Source organism: Halomonas meridiana (assembly GCF_009846525.1).
Lineage (GTDB): Bacteria > Pseudomonadota > Gammaproteobacteria > Pseudomonadales > Halomonadaceae > Vreelandella.
This window is the reverse complement of the sequence record NZ_CP024621.1, coordinates 1,006,481-1,023,489: the sequence shown is the minus strand read 5'-3', so window position 1 is coordinate 1,023,489 and position 17,009 is coordinate 1,006,481. Positions and strand designations below refer to the sequence as shown.

Here is a 17,009-nt window from a genome sequence, read left to right as displayed (position 1 = left end):
GCAGAATGAATCGCTAGCCTAACGGGGTTATCGTAAGCAGCCAAACAGTTTTTAGCGCGGACGTTAAAGCGTGCTCCCTGCCTCGATGCGGTATCCCAAATCCACCACTTTCTGCTCCAGCGCTTCGCCACGAATGCGCGCCAGTAGCGTCTTGGCAGCCGCTTTACCGATGGCTTGACGAGGAGTCACGACACTCGCCAAACGTGGCGTCATCGCCTGCCCAACGTCGTGGCCATGGAAACCGGCAATGGCCATCTGCTCTGGCACGGCAATGCTCTGGCGCAAGCACTCGAAATAGGCCCCCACTGCGACGTCGTCGTTGGTACAAAAAATGCCGTCCGCGTCGGGGTAGTCGCGCTGAATTTCCTGCATCAACGCGGCACCCACGGTGTAAGAGGAGCGCTGACTGCTCTGTAGCGTCACGGGGGTAAGACCCCGCTCTTCCATGGCTTGACGATACCCCAGCTCGCGCTGACGGGTACGCTCATCGAGCCGAACGGCGAGGTAGATCACCTGACGACGGCCGCGGCGAATCATCTCGCTGACCATGTCGTAAGCGGCACGAACGTTGTCGTAGCCCACCGCCTGCTGCAGCGGCGGACGGTGGGTATCCATGATCTCGACGATGGGAATACCCGCCGTTTCCAGCATGCGCAGGCTGCGCGGCGTGTGGTCACGATCGGATAGAATCACCCCATCCACATTATAGGAGAGCAGCGAGGCAAGGCTGCGCTCCTCCAGTTCTTGACTGTAGCCGTAGTGGGAGAGCATCAAGTGATAGCCCGCAGGCTCGGTGTAGGCTTCGATCCCCACGATGACGTCGGCAAACACCTGGTTGGTCAGCGAAGGAACCAGCACGCCGATGGAGTGGCTGGTGGCACGGGAAAGCAGGTCGGGGGCGCGATTGGGGATGTAGCCAATTTGCTCGGCAATGCTGAAAATGCGCTCTCGAAGACCTTCAGACACCGTTTCCGGGTCACGCAAACAGCGGCTGACGGTCATTTTGGTGGCACCAACGCGATCAGCAATATCTTGTAATGTAGGGCGTTTTTTCTTCAATGGCGTCGCTGCCTTGTACAGTGGATGGCGCTCGGGCCCTACCATAACGAATAGCAGGGCCCGTCGCCTATCCCTCCCTTTAGCCTAATGAGCGGTGCGGCTCTGGCGCGAGCGTGGCACGAAAACGCTCGACGATCACTTCGGGCGTCAGGCTGATGGAGAGCGTCACGGCCTCATCTGCCTGGGGCGGTTCCAAATCGGCCAGTTGGCTGGCCAACATGCTGTCGCCCTTGAAAAAGTGCCCGGCGCGCGTTTCCAAGCGCTCGCGTAGCAGCGCTTGGGTGCCTTCTAAATACAGGATACGCAGCGCGCTATCCCCTTCTCGCAGACGGTCGCGGTAACGCCGTTTGAGGCCGGAACAGGCAATCACCACCGATTCGTCCCGCGACTTGTAATCGGCAAACAGCCCAGCCAGGGTCGCCAGCCAGTCGCGGCGGTCATCGTCGTTCAGCGGCGTCCCACTGGCCATCTTGGCCACGTTGGCGGGCGAATGATGATCGTCGCCATCGATGAACGTGGCCCCCACACTGGCCGCTAGCTGCTGACCAATGTGCGACTTGCCCGACCCAGAGACGCCCATGACGAGAATACGATGCGAGCCGTTATGAGCTGAGTAAGTAGTCACACGCGACTCCTATCAGTTACCGCGTACGGCGGTGAGGTCAGGTAACCAAGTCACGATGCTTGGGAAGGCAATCAGCAGCACCAGCACGACCAGCAGCGCCGCGTAGTAAGGCAGCATGGCTTTGACCAGCGACTCCATGGAGACCTTGCCCACGCCACAGCCCACATAGAGGCAGGTGCCCACCGGCGGCGTGAGTAGGCCAATCCCTAGGATGAAGGCCATCAGCACGCCAAAGTAAGCGGCATCCACCCCCACCGAGGTGACGATAGGGGCCAGCATCGGCGCCATGATGACCATGGCCGGCGTCAGGTCCATCACGAAGCCGACGAGCAGTAAAAGAGCCGCCACGATTAACAGCAGTAGGAACGGCTCCTGGGTAATCGCCTGAACCTGACGCACCAGCGTTTGCGGCACCATGTTGATGGTCAAGAACCAAGCAATGACGGTGGCAAAGGCCAGGAGCATCATTACCATGCCCGTCAGCCTGGCCGTGCGAATCAGCATGCCCATGAGTTCACTGAGCTTGAACTCCCGGTAGACCAAGAGCGAAATCGCCAGCGAATAGAGCAGCGCCGCCACAGCGGCTTCTGTTGCAGTGAACACGCCGCCAATAATGCCGCCAATCACGATCACCGGCAGCACCAGGGCCAGCCACGCGTCTTTGAAGGCTTTCCACAGCACGTCCCAGCGGAATTTACGCACCCCGCCACCCTGTTTGTTGGCCAAAATGAAGGTGGTCACCATCAAGGCCGCGCCGATCAGCAGCCCCGGGACGATACCGGAGATGAACAGACGGCTAATGGAGGTTTCCGTGACGATGCCGTAAAGAATCAGCGGGATGGAGGGAGGAATAATGATCCCGATCACCGACGAGACGGTGTTAATCGCCGTGGCGTTGGCAGCGGTGTAGCCCTGCTGCTTCATGGAGGGAATCATCATCGAGCCGGTGGCCGCCGTATCGGCCACCGCCGAGCCGCTAATGCCGCCAAAGAACATCGAGCCAGTGATCGCCACTTGCCCCAGGCCACCGCGCATGAACCCAACCAGCGCACCGGCCAGTTCCATCAGACGGCGCGCGATGCCGCCGTTACTCATCACTTCACCGACCAAGATAAAGAACGGAATGGCCAGCAGCGGGAAGCTATTCACCCCACGGATGGACTGCTCGATCATGATGGAGAGCGGAATATCGGACAGTACCGCCATCACCAGCGCCGCTACCCCTAAACCAAAGGCGATAGGCAGGCCAATGATGATCGACACGAATAAAATAATGAGAAAAATCCATAGCATGACGCTTACTCCCCTTGCGCGTTAGCCGAAGGGCCATGTGGTTGAACAATGACGCGCACGCTCATCCAAACCCGCCACAGCGATACGGCAGCGATAAAGATGACACACAGCACGAGGGAAAGACTGACCAAACTCAGCGGCACTCCCATGATGGCCGAGCGACCGCTGGAGCGCGCCAGAACCTGATAGCCACCAAATATCATGACCAGCATCAGGCCAGTAATAATCAGGTGCTGCAGGCAGTAGAGCATATGCGCCAAACGCAGCGGCAAACGCCGCACCAGTGCATCCACGGCAATGTGCTCATAGCGGGCGAACGCGGCCGCTGCACCAATGAAGACCAGCCAGATGAATAGCATGCGCGCCAGCTCGTCGACCCAAGGCAGCGAGTGGTTGAACAGCGAACGGCCCACCACATTGCTCGACACCGCCACGATCAACGCGACCAAAATCGCGCCAATCAAATACTCCATGCCAAGCGTTAACCAGCGAAACAGCGCCGGGCCCTGGCGCGTTTCGGTATCGATTTCCAGCAGCTTGCGATTGGGATCGTCCAGATAGACCGACGGATCTTCCATCGCGGGCGCTTTCAAAGAGGATTCAGCATTGGAAGGTGTTGAGGAGGGTGTCATAAGAACTCCAAGGGGCACTGACAAGTCGGGCAGGCACAATGGCCTGCCCGATGGCGCGCTTAATGGTGCGTATTAGTTGCTGCTGTCTTCGACGATCTGCTGAATTTCAGCGATCAGATCTTCGCCAATGCGCGGCGCCCACTCTTCGTAAACGGGCTGCACGGCGTCTTGGAACGCGGCCAGCTGCTCATCGCTCAAGCGAGTGATCTGCATACCACGCTCTTCTAACTGCTCACGAGACCAGTCGTCGTACTCAGCGGAGAGCTGAATTTCGTACTCGGCAGATTGACGCGCAGCTTCCAGTACCAGCTCTTGATACTCGGGTGCCATGCGGTCCCAGGTACGCTCGGACAGCATCATGATGAACGGGGTGTAAACGTGGCGGGTTTCGGTGCCGTAATCCTGCACTTCATTGAAGTTGGAGGTCAGGATGGTGCTCCAGGGATTCTCCTGACCATCGACGACGCCCTGCTCTAGCGCAGAGAAGAGTTCACCAAAGGCCATCGGCGTGGGGTTAGCACCGAGGGCTTCCCAAATCGCCAGGTGCACCGGATTCTGCATGGTACGTACGCTCAAACCGCGAACGTCCAGGCCTGCCACGTCTTCCGGCGACTCCACCGGGCGTGCGCTGTTGGAGAGCTGGCGGTAGCCGTTCTCGGAGAGGGCCAACGCTTTCAGGCCAGTACCTTCGAACTTATCCAGCATTTCCTGAGCCACGTCGCTCTGCATGACGGCCATGGCGGCTTCACGGCTGGGCAGCAGGAACGGCAGGTCAAAGACGGAGAGCTCTTCGACGTAGCTGGTGGTGGCCGAGCTGGAGGGATACGTCATATCCAGCGTACCGGTCTGCAGCATTTCCATCATTTGAACGTCGTCACCCAACTGGCTGTTGGGGAACACGTTGACCGTAATGCGGCCTTCGGTACGCTGCTCCAGAATTTCGCCAAAGTACTGGCTAGAGAGAAACTGCGGAGACGTTTCCGATAGGCCAATGCCCATACGAAGCGTATGGCTACCGTGGTCGGCCACGATATCCCCTTCGATGGCCGGCGGGTCGGAAAGCTCGGGGCTCTGGGCATGCGCCATGCCAAAAGTCAGGGTCGTTGCGCCCACTAGGGTAAGCGTGCTGCGCCAAATCGCTGTCATGACGTTATCTCCAAACATTCATTGTTGTTAAATGTTGAGCAGTGGTGTACTGAGATGCTGAGCGTTTATCTGCCACCCGAGCGAGCCGCGTCTTCATTCGCTTTATCGAATAACGCGTCAATATGAATGCTGCGGCTAATCGACGGGTTACGCCTTTTTTGTTACCGGTAACATTCAATAAGCGAAGGCTAGCGATCGCTTGGCGGGGTGTCAAAACAAAACTGCTCACTTACGACCAACGTCTAGGGATAGCCACTCATCGTTTGGCGCGCTACATTACCCACTATGCATTTCGTCTGGGAGTCCACATGCCTGCGTTAGACCCTTGCAGCGAACTTGAGCTCGATCACCAGCTCTGTTTCGCCCTCTATTCAACGTCGTTGACGATGACCAAAATCTATAAACCACTTTTGAAAGAGCTAGGGCTGACCTACCCGCAATACCTCGCCATGCTCGTGCTATGGCAAGAAGATGGCATCACCGTTGGCGCGCTGAGTAAGCGACTGCTGACGGACCCTGGCTCACTCACTCCACTGCTCAAACGCTTGGAGGCGGACCAGCTACTGCGCCGCCAGCGCAGTGTGCAAGATGAGCGCGTCGTCGAGCTCTTTCTCACCGACAAAGGCCGGGCGCTGCGCGAACAGGCTCGCCATATCCCTAGCTGCGTAGTGAATGCCAGCGAGAAATCGGTCGAGGCCCTGACGCAGCTCAAAGAGGACTTAGTACAGCTGCGTGAGAGTTTGCAAAAAGCAAAATGACGACTCGCTTTTTAAATGGGAAACATTTTTTCGCTCAATTATATTGCGCGCAAAATAAAGCTGGACTAAATTAAAACAGATCATTATCCCAGCATGACCCACTTAACGACCAAAAAAGGAGACGTCTATGTCGATTGAAACGATTGCTTATCGTGCACATGCTCACGCCAAGGGTGGCCGTGAAGGCCATGCCAAGTCCTCCGATGGCGCGCTGGATGTCAAACTGAGCACCCCCAAAGAGCTGGGTGGCGCAGGTGGCGACGGCACCAACCCAGAGCAGCTGTTTGCGGCAGGCTACTCCGCTTGCTTTCTAGGCGCGCTGAAGCACGTGGCCAGCCAAGAAAAAGTCAAACTGCCCACAGATACTCAGATCGATGGTAGCGTAGGCATTGGCGCTATCCCCACGGGGTTCGGGATCGAAGTAGAGCTAAAAATCAGCTTGCCAGGTCTTGAGAAGGACGTCGCGCAGGCACTGGTCGATAAAGCGCATATCGTTTGCCCCTACTCCAATGCCACTCGTGGCAACATCGATGTCACGCTGACACTGGTGTAAAGCCGCTCTCTTTGCCGCCTTGCCAATCAGCAAGGCGGCGACACTGCATCTGCTCTGCGCTTTCTCCCACCCTTGCGGGTCATCCAGACAGCTCCTACCGTCAGCCCCCCTATACGACCCCTGCATATTTTTATTTGACGAACACGCGAACTACCCTTGTACCCAGGTTTTACGTCCCCATTAAAAAGACACAACTTAGCAAGCTAGGCAATTGGTACTGCACTTTTCACCTGTTCAACAGCGAGGCTATTATGAGCGATACGACCTACACGCCACCGCGAGTTTGGAAGTGGGAGCCGGGCAACGGCGGTAAGTTTGCAAACATCAATCGTCCGGTAGCGGGCGCCACCCATGATAAAGCGCTGCCGGTAGGCAAACATCCGCTACAGCTCTACTCCCTCGCCACGCCCAACGGTGTGAAAGTCACGGTAATGCTAGAAGAGCTGCTGGAAAAAGGTATTGAGGCAGCCGAGTACGATGCGCACCTGATTCAAATCGGCGAAGGCGACCAGTTTGGCAGCGGCTTCGTTGAGGCTAACCCTAACTCCAAGATCCCGGTGCTGGTGGATCACAGTATGAACCCGCCCCAACGGGTGTTTGAGTCAGGGGCTATTTTGCTCTATCTCGCCGAGAAATTCGGTGAATTTCTGCCTACAGACCCGGCCAAACGCACCGAGTGCCTCTCTTGGCTGTTCTGGCAAATGGGCAGCGCTCCCATACTGGGCGGCGGCTTTGGTCACTTCTACGCCTACGCGCCAGAGAAGTACCAGTACCCGATTGACCGCTACACCATGGAAGTCAAACGTCAGCTAGACGTACTGGATCGTCACTTGGCCGACAACCGCTTTATGGCAGGCGATGAGTACACCATTGCCGATATAGCGATTCACCCCTGGTACGGCGCGCTGGTGAAAAACCGCGTGTATGAGGCCGCTGAGTTCCTCGAGGCACACACCTATACGAATGTGCTGCGTTGGACCGAAGAGATTGATGCCCGCCCTGCGGTACAGCGGGGCCGCATGGTAAACCGCACCTGGGGCGAACCCAACGAGCAGCTTCACGAGCGCCACGACGCCAGCGACTTCACCGAGAAAACCGAAGATAAGCGTTAATTCGCGTATTAGGAAAACGTACGATGTTCGATCCGAAATACGCCCAGCTGATATTTTCATGCCTGATGGCACTGTTTATGTCATGCATTATGTCGCTGGTCATAACGCTGTATAACGTGGGACTTGTGGAAGGGATTGTAGTGATTTGGCTCAAGGCGTGGCTGTTTGCCTTTGCCGTCGCGCTGCCGGTGATCAACTTGGTCGCCCCCATCGTGCGGCGTTTGGTGAAGCTACTGGTCAAGCAGCCGCACTAACGCCGCTCACTCACTGAGTCCCATTAACCAAACGGGGCCTGCTCATCGCAGGCCCCGTTTGTTATGTCATGATGCGTTAAAACTGATAGCGCACGTTGGCCGTAACGCTGCGACGGTCGCCGTAGCCACAGTCACCGCCGTCATAGCGGCACCAGGAGACATACTCTTCATCAGTGGCGTTTTTCAAGTCTACGGAGAAGTCCCACTCACCCAGGGTGTAACCCACCATCGCATCATACAGCGTGCTGGAAGGCACCACCGGCGCGCCGCCAGAGCCAACGTTGTCGCCGACATAACGAACGCCCGCCCCAACACGCCAGTTATTTCCCACATACAGGCGGTTCCACCAGGAAGCCTGCTCTTCGGCCACATACGGCAAGCGAATACCGGTGCCGTCGTTTTTGGCGTTTAAGTTGGTGTATGCGACCTGGGTTTCAAACTGCTGCCAGCGCTTATTTACCTGTAGCTCCCAGCCATCGACCACGGCACCCACTTGCTCGACGCCGCCCGGAGTAACGCCATCGCTAATGCGGTTTTGCTGAGTAATATCAAAGTACGCCGCGCTCACGGCCAGGGATTGATCTGGAGATACGTACTTAAAGCCAATCTCCTCCTGGTCGCCGGTGGTGGGCTTCAAGGGGCTTGGGTTGGCCGTACCATCGGTGCCCAGGTTCATGGCGAACGCTTCGGAGTAGCTGACATAGGGTGAGAAGCCGTTATCAAAGCGGTACATCAGCCCCAGCCGGCCGGTGGTCTCACCTTCATCACTGACCGTATCTGGGCCAGATAGCGCCAGCGTGCGGTTCTCTGCCCAGTCACGGCGCAGGCCCGCTGAGACGACCACAGGGCCTACTTCGATATGATCCGCCAGATACACGCCGACTTGTTCAATCTCATTATCCGGGCGGTCAGTGGGGTTCAGCGAATCCAGCTGAAGATTGCCATACTGAGGGTTATAGACGTTGAACTGCCCGCCACCACTGGCCACCGAACTATAGTTATCCTGAGACCAGCGAGCGTCCTGACGGTCAATACCTGCCACCAGCGTATGTTGGGTATTGCCGAGCGCAAACTCGCCTTCCAGGCGCGCATCCATATTGAGAATGCGCGTTTGAGCATCCGCCATAAAGATGGTCCGATTCACATTGCCGTTAGCATCGGGCACGCTGGGGATATTCACCCAGTGCTCGCGAGTTTCCGTACTGGAATCGGTATAGCGAGCGGTGGCCGCAAACGCCCAGCTGTCGTTGAGCTGGTGATCAACAAACAACGTCGTTTCAGTCTTTTCCCGGTCGTAGCGGTCCCAGCCCGGCTCGCCAACAAAGCGCTCAGAGCCAATAAAACCCAATGAACCCGGCGTTAACGTGCCCGCCTGGGGAAGAAACTGTGCCGATACCTGGCCTTTGTTTTCCTGGCGATTAAGCAGCAGCGTAATGTTGGTGGCATCGCTTGGCCGCCACGTAAACGACGGTGCAAACAGATAGCCATCATCTTCCACATGATCCACCTGGGTGTCGCTGTCACGGGTTAACGCCACGAGGCGATAAAGAAACTCGCCCTCTTCATCGGCCGCCCCGGTCACGTCCAACGCCAGCTGCTTGCGGTCGTAGGAGCCGTATTGCGCCCACACCTCACCGCTGCGCTCCTCTTGGGGCAGTTTAGAGACGCCGTTGATAATACCGCCCAAATCCGCTTGGCCATACAGCATGGAAGATGGTCCGCGCAGCACCTCTACGCTCTCCAGCGCGTATACGTTGGTGCGCACGGTGTTGTAGGAGCCATACACTTGGCGCAAACCATCCAAATAGCGACCTGCATCAAGCCCGCGCACTTTAGCGCTGTCGCCACGGGTGTCGAATCCGAAGTTGCCCGCGTACACGCCGGGGGTATACAGCAGCGCATCTTGAATGTTTTTGGCACCGCTCTCCTGAATAAACTCTTGGTCGATCACTGACATGGAGTAAGGCTGTTCGGCCAGCGGCACATCCAGCTTGCCTACTGAGGGCTCCCGCTCAGCATCGCTGTACCCATAAAGACCGGCCGATTCAGCGGTGACTTCAACCGTATCCAGATTGACGCTGCTCTCTTGTGCATAAACTACCGGCACAGCAGCAACCGAGGCTAAGGCAACCGCGACGCTCAGCGTGCGCAGTCGAAACGACACTACATTGTTCATCGTGTAAGATCCCAGAGCGAATATTAATATTAATGATAGTAATTTTTATTCGCGAAAATATAGGAGGCTATACAAAGGATGTCAACGGAGGCGAAAGGTGAGTTGAGTCGGACAGGAAGATGCGTTAATGCAAATATTTCTCAAAAAATGACTGCCTGCCGAAGGTCGGCAGGCAGTACAAGGGGCTCTTCGTTTGCGAGGGGGCTGACATTACTGCAGGCGAGAGTTATTCAACGCGTAGTTCCACACCCGGTAAAAGTAGAAAATATAGCCAAGCCCCAGGGTCAGAAATGAGATCACCATCCACAGAATAATATGGCCAACATTGCTGAAGATATTGATATCGCAAACCATTTTCCGCTCTACGCCGGTCGCGTTATCCACCACGCTGGTGCGGTTGATCACGAAGCGAGCGAAGGAGTAAGGAAAGAAAAACAGCGCAATGCCAAAGGTAATAATGGTGAGCAACACCCAGATGAGCAGGTGGCCAATAATATCTAGAATCGAGAGGTCAGCTTTAATGTTCACAGGTCGCCCTTACGCGTTAAGAAAGGGGCGAAGATTACCACTGTGCTCGCTGCCCGTGAACGGCCAGCAGGTGAAGCCTGCGCTTTAAGGGCCGCACTCACCTGGTGCCTCTTTGACTTCCTGCACAACCTCACGCGCTTGGCGCAGTGACTCTTCATCGTCTTGCTGCTGGGCGCTGCGCACTGCCCGGCGGGCCTTCATCAGCGCTTTGACATGGCCGCGTTTTTCGTCATCCGTTAGGCGTGGGTCCGTACAGCGCCACAGCCGATCTTTGGCAACGAAGTAGCGGCCATCCGGTGTATGAGGGTACTTATTTGCCATCTCGTTTCACCTTAATCAGCCGCTAGCCGCCGCTTATATTTAAGATCTAGAAGCGTTTGCTCAACGTCAGTGCGCCAAACTTATCCTGCTCATCCTGACCATCAAATTCCCGGGTACGCTGAACGGCCGCGTAGGTTACCTGCCACTCATCCCAGGCCAGCGCTAACCCAGCAGAGGCTTCAGCTATCCACTCATTGCGATCCACTGAGTGGCTATCTCTAAACGTATTGCCATCCAATGTCAGGTTATGGGCCACGTAGTAACCTTCCACGTTAGCGAACAGGTACCACTGCCAGCCGTGTGTGCCGTTAAGATGATGGCGGCTGCCAGGGTTGGGCGTCAGCGTGGGAATCCCTTGGGCATCGTCTCCCCAACGTACGCTGTAACCCGCGCTGGCATAGGTGTACAGGTTGCCCAGTGCCGCCCCCACGCTAGGCCCATGGGAGAACTGTTTACCCGCTAAGGGGGTATCGTGCCACCACTGGCGACGCAGGTTCAGGTTAACAATGGCTTCATCGCCTAACTGGTTGCTCCAGCCACGTGGTCGGTCGCTTTCAGTCACGCGGTGTACTTCCCGCTGAATGCTGTCTGCCAGCGACGAAGGGCCCACTAAGCCAACATCTAAATGCAGGTCTGTGGCCTGCTGCCAGCGTCCCATTGGCTTATCTTCATAAAGCGACACACCGCCATACACTAACCCCGCGTAAGGGCGGTCATCCTCAATCAGCTCGCGGCGCTCAATCACATTGGGCGTATAAATTTGATGCACTAGGCGGTAGGAGGCGCGATCAGCTTGACTGATGATACTATCCGGCAACGCAGCCGCTAATCGCTGTGTCCAGCTTTGCGGTTCGGGGGTAAACATCCAGTTCAGTTCGAAGCCACTGGTAAAGTGGCCGTCATCACTGCTGGCGAGTCCATCGTTTTCATGCTTAATGGAAAGCGCACTATCGTCGGCAGACGCAATAGCGGGCAGCAGGCTGAACGGTAATACAAACGGCAGCACGGCTTTGCGAAAGACGGCTTTAAGAGATTCATCTCTGCGATGAGGGACAGACGGCGTCATGGCTCATTCCTTGAGTTGAGAGCTAGGCAGGTAGGCAGCCTATTAGCAGGGGATAACAAACATTTCTGATTGTATGTAATCTTGCAAATAGATAGCAAGCTACTTTATGTAATGCACTGCACAACCTGGAAACACATCCCTGTGATGACGAACTGTTGGCCAGTTCGTCATTTAAAAACTAGCACATGAATGCCTATCGCTCCCGCAATAACCACTGCGGAGTGATTTCGTGCTGGCCGTTTTCATCGGTGATAAACAGCGAACCATCGCTAATCATGACCGCCCAGTTAATCGCCCGGGGGAGATCTGCTGCCACGGTGGCCAGCGCCTCTTGGGGTAGCGCTGCCACGTGAACATTTTTCAACGAGGCGACGGCGGGCAGCACTTTGCTTTCCCAAATATCCACGCGGCCATACGCCAGCAGCGAGACCCGCTCAGCGCGGCGCGAACACCAGGTTAAACGCTCAGCATCGGGCAGTCCGACCTCTATCCAATGCAGCACCCGTCCATCCAGGCTTTTTTCCCAAAGCGCAGGCTCGTCCACGTCTGATAGCCCACGCCCAAATGCCAGCGATTCTCTGTACCAGAGGATATAAGCAATTAGCCGCGAGCACAGACGCTCTTCCGTTTCAGAGGGATGGCGGGCCACCGTGAAACGCAACGTTTCATAGACGTTGCGATCCAGGTCAGTCAGGTTAACGTCGACTTTGTAGGGGGTAGCACTTAGCGCCATAACATGAATCTCAACATTCTCTAATGATATGCGCGCCAGTGTAGCGGATTTGAGTGATCATCGCGCAGCCATCCACGCACTACGCACTAGCCTATCGCGCGTTCGTCGCTCAACAGAGTGGCATACTTCACTGTTTCTGCTTCATGCATCGGCTCACGCCATGTCTCTTGCAGTGCAGCAGCATACCAATCTTGCATGGCGGGCAGGGCTAAAAGGCGTTTTACATAAGCAAGGGAGGTGTCACTCAGCGGCAGGTTGAAGGTTTGTACCCGAAACGCCACGGGGGCGTAAAACGCATCCACCGCCGTAAAGCGCTCGCCTGCCAGAAACGGGCCACCAAAACGCGTAAGCCCCTCCTGCCACAGTTCATCGAACACTCATCCCGCAACGCACCAAAGCCGCTATGCATTTCGGCACTGGCGGAGCGCGCCCAGGCACGCGCCGCGCGCTCTTCAGGCCATACGCTCGGATGTTTCTCGGCTACATATTCGATAATTGCCAAGGAATCCCACACAGCCACATCGTGTTCGCTATCGATCAAACACGGCACTAAGCCCGACGGTGAAAATCACAGTGACTGGCCCTACCGTGCTGCCTGCACCAGTGTATTACCTCCGAGCCCCATTAATACGCCTCCGCCAATCCGTTGAATCAACCGGGAAGAGCCATGAGACGTTTGCAGCCATGCGCGAAGCGGGCTGGCCAATAGCACCACCACCACATCCGCTGACGAGAACAGCACGTTGGTGGCAATGCCTAACCAAAGCAATTGCCATGCGACCGGCATGGCAATATCGGGCTGCACAAATTGCGGCAGAAACGCCACGAAGAAAAGCGCCGTTTTAGGGTTAAGCACTTCCACCAGAAAGCTATCGCGCAGTACCCGCTTGGTTGAAGCGAGCGGGAGTTCGTCACTGCTCGTGCGAATGCCTTGTTGCCATAAACGCACGCCCATCCAGAGCAAATAGAGTCCACCGATGATTTTCATCGCGAGATAGGCAGGTGGAATGGCCGCAAACAGCAGCGCTAACCCCAGTGCGGCGGCGATAACATGCACATAGCAACCAAGATGCACCCCAGCCACCGCCAACCAGCCCGCCCGTCGGCCACGTCCCAGCGTTTGTGCTGCGGTGTATAACATCGCAGGCCCGGGTAAATAGGCAAACCCCAGCGCGGCAAGAAGAAAGGCGGCCCACTGCATCGCGGTCACTCCGGCATAGTAAGAAATAGTAAGCCTGAGAATAAAATAAGGGGTGACGCGTGCGCCACCCCTCAAATAAGTAAAACTCGAAAAAAGAGAGCTTAGAAAAAAGAGAGCTTAGAAATTGGGTTTGCGCTTCTCGACAAAGGCGCTCATGCCCTCTTTCTGCTCCTGGCCTGCAAAGCAGAAGGCGAACAGGCTGGTTTCCAGCGCCAGGGCGCTATCGAGGTCCTGATCCATGCCGTCATGCACGGCCTGCTTGGCGCCGCGTACCGACTGCGGCCCGTTACCCTTCAGCTGCTTGGTAAGCTCTTCAACATAGCTCTCAAGCTCGGCCTGGGGCATTACCCGGTTGACCAGGCCAATGCGCAGCGCTTCCTGAGCATCGATCTTGCGCCCGGTCGTCACCAGGTCGATGGCCATGGCGGGACCGACTCGGCGCGGCAAACGCTGGGTGCCGCCAAAGCCGGGAATGACGCCTAGCAGGACTTCCGGCTGGCCGAAGATGGCGTTGTCGCTGGCGACGGCCCAGTCGCAGGCCAGCGCCAGTTCGCAGCCGCCGCCAAGGCAAAACCCGTTCACCAGCGCGACCACCGGCACGGGCAGTGTTTCAAGTCGCTTGATGGTACGCAGTGCCTGGCTGGCAAATGCGCGGGCCTCTTCGGGGGTTTTATCACGCATTTCAGTGATGTCTGCCCCGGCCACAAAGGATTTTTCCCCAGCGCCGGTAATCAATACCGCCCGCAGGTTGGGGTGCGCTTCAAGCTCGACTAAATGCGCTTCCAAAGCGCTGAGCACGTCGCTATTCAGCGCGTTCAGGGCTTTGGGGCGATTAATGGTCAGGCGCACTACACCGTCGTTATCAACCTTCTCGATCACTGCGTCGCTCATGATGGCTCCTTGATTGTTATTGCGCTTGTAAGTGATGACCACTCAACCCTAGCGAACGCTTGGTTGGGTGGCAATCACTTCTTTTGTCGCGCTTCAATCCGGTAGTTGGCTACTCGTAGATATAGAACCCACGGCCGCTCTTACGGCCCAGGTAGCCTGCGGCCACCATACGCTTGAGCAGCGGGCAGGGGCGGTACTTGGGATCGCCAAAACCTTCCTGCAGCACCTCCATGATCGCCAAGCACACATCCAGGCCAATCAAATCCGCCAGCGCCAGCGGCCCCATGGGGTGGGCGGCACCTAGTTTCATAGCGTCATCGATGGCTTCCGGCGTGGCGGTGCCTTCCTGCACGATAAACGCGGCCTCATTGATCATCGGCACCAGCAAACGGTTCACGGCAAAGCCCGGCGCATCGCCCACCGGCACTGCGGTTTTGCCCAGCGCTTTGGTCAGCGCTTCGATGCGCTCTACGGTGGCATCCGAGGTCTGCTCGGCGCGGATCACCTCGACCAACTTGAGTACCGGCACCGGGTTGAAGAAGTGCATGCCTACCACCCGCTCAGGGCGCTCGCAGACCGCCGCCAGTCGAGTCAGTGATAGAGACGACGTGTTCGACGCCAGAATAGCGTCGCTGCTCAAATGGCTGAGATCCCGAAACAGCTTCTCTTTCAATGCGGGCTGCTCGGGGGCAGCTTCGATGATCACGCTGCAGTCGCTGAGCGCATCCAGCGCCGTGGTGGTCGAAAGCCGAGCCAGCGCTTCCTGCTTGCCCTCTGCCGTCATCTTCTCTTTAGCAACGAGCTTCTCGAGCCCTTTATCGATCGCATTTTTGGCGCGGGTGAGCTGCTCATCGGCGACATCGTACAGCCGCACATTAAAGCCACTGGCGGCCACCACTTGAGCAATCCCCTGCCCCATGGTGCCTGCGCCTACCACGCCAATCCGCTGTTCGCTCATTGCTGTTCCCCTGACTGGTGCTGTCTGGCTTCTTCACGCAGCACGAATTTTTGAATTTTGCCCGTGGACGTTTTGGGCAGTTCGCTAAAAACCACCGTTTTCGGCACTTTAAAGCTCGCAAGATGCTTACGGCAGTGGGCAATGATATCCGCCTCGGTGACTTCGCCGTAGCCTATTTTCAGTTTGACGAACGCGCAGGGCGTTTCGCCCCACTTTTCATCCGGCTTCGCGACCACGGCGGCCTCTTCCACCGCTGGATGGCTGTAAATGGCATCTTCGACTTCAATGGTGGAGATGTTTTCACCGCCCGAGATGATGATATCTTTCGAGCGGTCTTTAATCTCGATATAGCCGTCGGCGTGCCATACCGCCAAGTCACCCGTGTGGTACCAGCCGCCCTCCAGCGCTTTTTCCGTGGCCTCGGCGTTTTTGAGATATCCCTTCATCACGTTGTTGCCGCGCATCAGGATTTCGCCGATGGTTTGGCCATCCTTGGCAACGGGTTCCAGCGTGACTGGATCGGCGACGCAGAGCGCTTCCAGCATGTGGTAGCGCACCCCTTGGCGGGCCTTGATTTTGGCACGGGTCTCCAGTGGCAGCTCGTTCCACGCCTCGCGCCAAGCACATACCGTGACCGGGCCGTACACCTCGGTAAGCCCGTAAACGTGGGTCACTTCGATGCCCAGCTTTTCCACCCCTGCAATCACCGAGGCGGGCGGCGCGGCACCGGCGGTGGTCACTTTTACCGGATGATCAAACACCCGCTTTTGATCGGCCGGTAGGTTCACCAACCCATTGAGCACAATCGGCGCGCCGCTGAAGTGGGTGACGCCCTCTTCGGCGATCAGGTCGGTGATGCGTTTGGGATCCACCTTGCGCAGGCACACGCTAACGCCCGCATTGGCGGCAATGGTCCAGGGGAAGCACCAGCCGTTGCAGTGGAACATCGGCAGCGTCCACAGATACACCGGGTGGTGGGGCATGGCCCACTCGAGAATATTACTCACCGCGTTCAGGTAGGCACCGCGATGGTGATACACCACGCCCTTGGGCTTGCCAGTGGTGCCGGAGGTGTAGTTCAGCGAAATCGCCTGCCACTCGTCGCTGGGCAGCCGGTAGGCGTAATCAGGGTCGCCCTCGGCCAGTAGCGCTTCGTACTCCAGCTCGCCAATGCCTTGGGTCTCGCCCAAAAATTCCGGGTCGGCCACATCGATAATCAGCGGCTTGCTTTCCAACTTGGCAACCGCCGCTTGAATCACCTCGGCAAACTCAGGGTCTACCAGAATCACCTTGGCTTCGCCGTGGGCCAGCATATAGCTAATCGCGTCGGCATCGAGGCGAATATTGAGCGTATTCAGCACGCAGCCCGCCAGCGGCACGCCGAAGTGAGCCTCGAACATCGCGGGAATATTGGGCAGCATGGCGGCCACCGTTTGCCCAGGTTGAATGTCGCGCTTTTCCAGCGCTGAGGCTAGCTGGCGGCAGCGTGTCCAGGTCTCGGCCCAGGTGCGGCGCGTCGTGCCATGCACCACAGCCGGATAATCGGGATAGATGGCCGCCGAGCGCTCGATAAAGGTGAGCGGCGAGAGCGGCACATGGTTGGCAGCGGTTGGCGGTAAGTCTTGTTCAAAGATGGAGGTCATGATCGGTTCCTGCACTCTCGCTGTTGTTATAGGACGTTTTATTATCGGACACTTATAACG

General features: G+C 57.0%; 18 protein-coding genes and 1 pseudogene. 4 read left to right on the top strand and 15 right to left on the bottom strand.

Features of this window, described 5'->3' with window-relative positions; all coding sequences use genetic code 11:
- Nucleotides 1-63: 63 nt before the first annotated feature.
- The 5 genes from gntR to CTT34_RS04965 form a co-directional block, all read right to left on the bottom strand.
- Nucleotides 64-1,059, bottom strand: a complete 996-nt coding sequence (gntR, locus tag CTT34_RS04985) for a gluconate operon transcriptional repressor GntR (protein ID WP_159341454.1) — start codon at nucleotides 1,057-1,059, stop codon at nucleotides 64-66.
- Between the two features lie 79 nt (nucleotides 1,060-1,138).
- The gene (locus tag CTT34_RS04980; RefSeq protein WP_159343713.1) at nucleotides 1,139-1,639 is read right to left on the bottom strand and encodes a gluconokinase; all 501 of its coding nucleotides are present in this window, start codon (nucleotides 1,637-1,639) and stop codon (nucleotides 1,139-1,141) included.
- A 57-nt stretch (nucleotides 1,640-1,696) separates the two neighbouring features.
- On the bottom strand, nucleotides 1,697-2,977 hold the full coding sequence (locus CTT34_RS04975) for a TRAP transporter large permease (RefSeq protein ID WP_159341453.1): 1,281 nt from the start codon (nucleotides 2,975-2,977) through the stop codon (nucleotides 1,697-1,699).
- A 5-nt stretch (nucleotides 2,978-2,982) separates the two neighbouring features.
- Nucleotides 2,983-3,609, bottom strand: coding sequence for a TRAP transporter small permease (locus CTT34_RS04970; RefSeq protein WP_159341452.1), 627 nt, complete (start codon nucleotides 3,607-3,609; stop codon nucleotides 2,983-2,985).
- Nucleotides 3,610-3,681: 72 nt separating this feature from the next.
- On the bottom strand, nucleotides 3,682-4,755 hold the full coding sequence (locus tag CTT34_RS04965; protein ID WP_159341451.1) for a TRAP transporter substrate-binding protein: 1,074 nt from the start codon (nucleotides 4,753-4,755) through the stop codon (nucleotides 3,682-3,684).
- A gap of 308 nt (nucleotides 4,756-5,063) precedes the next feature.
- Between CTT34_RS04965 and CTT34_RS04960 the strand changes: the two genes are divergently transcribed.
- From CTT34_RS04960 to CTT34_RS04945, 4 genes are all read left to right on the top strand, one after another.
- Nucleotides 5,064-5,513 carry a MarR family winged helix-turn-helix transcriptional regulator gene (locus tag CTT34_RS04960; RefSeq protein WP_139525341.1) on the top strand — a complete coding sequence of 150 codons (450 nt, stop codon included), beginning with the start codon at nucleotides 5,064-5,066 and terminating at the stop codon, nucleotides 5,511-5,513.
- 127 nt (nucleotides 5,514-5,640) lie between these two features.
- Complete coding sequence (locus tag CTT34_RS04955) at nucleotides 5,641-6,066, top strand: organic hydroperoxide resistance protein (RefSeq protein ID WP_139525340.1); 426 nt, start codon at nucleotides 5,641-5,643, stop codon at nucleotides 6,064-6,066.
- A 251-nt stretch (nucleotides 6,067-6,317) separates the two neighbouring features.
- Entirely contained in the window at nucleotides 6,318-7,178 is an 861-nt protein-coding gene (yghU, locus tag CTT34_RS04950; protein WP_159341450.1) for a glutathione-dependent disulfide-bond oxidoreductase, read from the top strand.
- A 23-nt stretch (nucleotides 7,179-7,201) separates the two neighbouring features.
- Complete coding sequence (locus tag CTT34_RS04945) at nucleotides 7,202-7,432, top strand: DUF2798 domain-containing protein (RefSeq protein ID WP_159341449.1); 231 nt, start codon at nucleotides 7,202-7,204, stop codon at nucleotides 7,430-7,432.
- Between the two features lie 76 nt (nucleotides 7,433-7,508).
- Here the strand turns inward: CTT34_RS04945 and CTT34_RS04940 are convergent, their stop codons facing one another.
- The 10 genes and pseudogenes from CTT34_RS04940 to CTT34_RS04895 all read right to left on the bottom strand — a co-directional run bounded on the left by CTT34_RS04940 (nucleotide 7,509) and on the right by CTT34_RS04895 (nucleotide 16,949).
- Nucleotides 7,509-9,608 (bottom strand): TonB-dependent siderophore receptor, encoded by a 2,100-nt coding sequence (locus CTT34_RS04940; RefSeq protein WP_159341448.1) that lies wholly within the window; start codon nucleotides 9,606-9,608, stop codon nucleotides 7,509-7,511.
- A gap of 210 nt (nucleotides 9,609-9,818) precedes the next feature.
- A complete protein-coding gene (locus tag CTT34_RS04935; protein WP_044627911.1) occupies nucleotides 9,819-10,136 on the bottom strand; it encodes a DUF6693 family protein in 318 nt (105 codons plus the stop codon).
- An 84-nt stretch (nucleotides 10,137-10,220) separates the two neighbouring features.
- The gene (locus CTT34_RS04930; protein WP_159341447.1) at nucleotides 10,221-10,457 is read right to left on the bottom strand and encodes a hypothetical protein; all 237 of its coding nucleotides are present in this window, start codon (nucleotides 10,455-10,457) and stop codon (nucleotides 10,221-10,223) included.
- A gap of 46 nt (nucleotides 10,458-10,503) precedes the next feature.
- Entirely contained in the window at nucleotides 10,504-11,523 is a 1,020-nt protein-coding gene (locus CTT34_RS04925; RefSeq protein ID WP_159341446.1) for a lipid A deacylase LpxR family protein, read from the bottom strand.
- 193 nt (nucleotides 11,524-11,716) lie between these two features.
- On the bottom strand, nucleotides 11,717-12,256 hold the full coding sequence (locus CTT34_RS04920; RefSeq protein ID WP_159341445.1) for a YaeQ family protein: 540 nt from the start codon (nucleotides 12,254-12,256) through the stop codon (nucleotides 11,717-11,719).
- A gap of 86 nt (nucleotides 12,257-12,342) precedes the next feature.
- Nucleotides 12,343-12,824: pseudogene (locus tag CTT34_RS04915) on the bottom strand (glutathione S-transferase C-terminal domain-containing protein); the annotation flags it as partial.
- 15 nt (nucleotides 12,825-12,839) lie between these two features.
- A complete protein-coding gene (locus CTT34_RS04910) occupies nucleotides 12,840-13,457 on the bottom strand; it encodes a LysE family translocator (RefSeq protein ID WP_044627915.1) in 618 nt (205 codons plus the stop codon).
- Between the two features lie 117 nt (nucleotides 13,458-13,574).
- Nucleotides 13,575-14,348: an enoyl-CoA hydratase-related protein gene (locus CTT34_RS04905; protein WP_044627916.1), complete on the bottom strand. Its 774-nt coding sequence runs from the start codon at nucleotides 14,346-14,348 to the stop codon at nucleotides 13,575-13,577.
- A gap of 109 nt (nucleotides 14,349-14,457) precedes the next feature.
- Nucleotides 14,458-15,306, bottom strand: coding sequence for a 3-hydroxybutyryl-CoA dehydrogenase (locus CTT34_RS04900; protein ID WP_039176547.1), 849 nt, complete (start codon nucleotides 15,304-15,306; stop codon nucleotides 14,458-14,460).
- A complete protein-coding gene (locus CTT34_RS04895) occupies nucleotides 15,303-16,949 on the bottom strand; it encodes an acyl-CoA synthetase (RefSeq protein WP_159341444.1) in 1,647 nt (548 codons plus the stop codon). The genes CTT34_RS04900 and CTT34_RS04895 overlap by 4 nt, the downstream gene beginning before the upstream one ends.
- Nucleotides 16,950-17,009 lie beyond the last annotated feature (60 nt).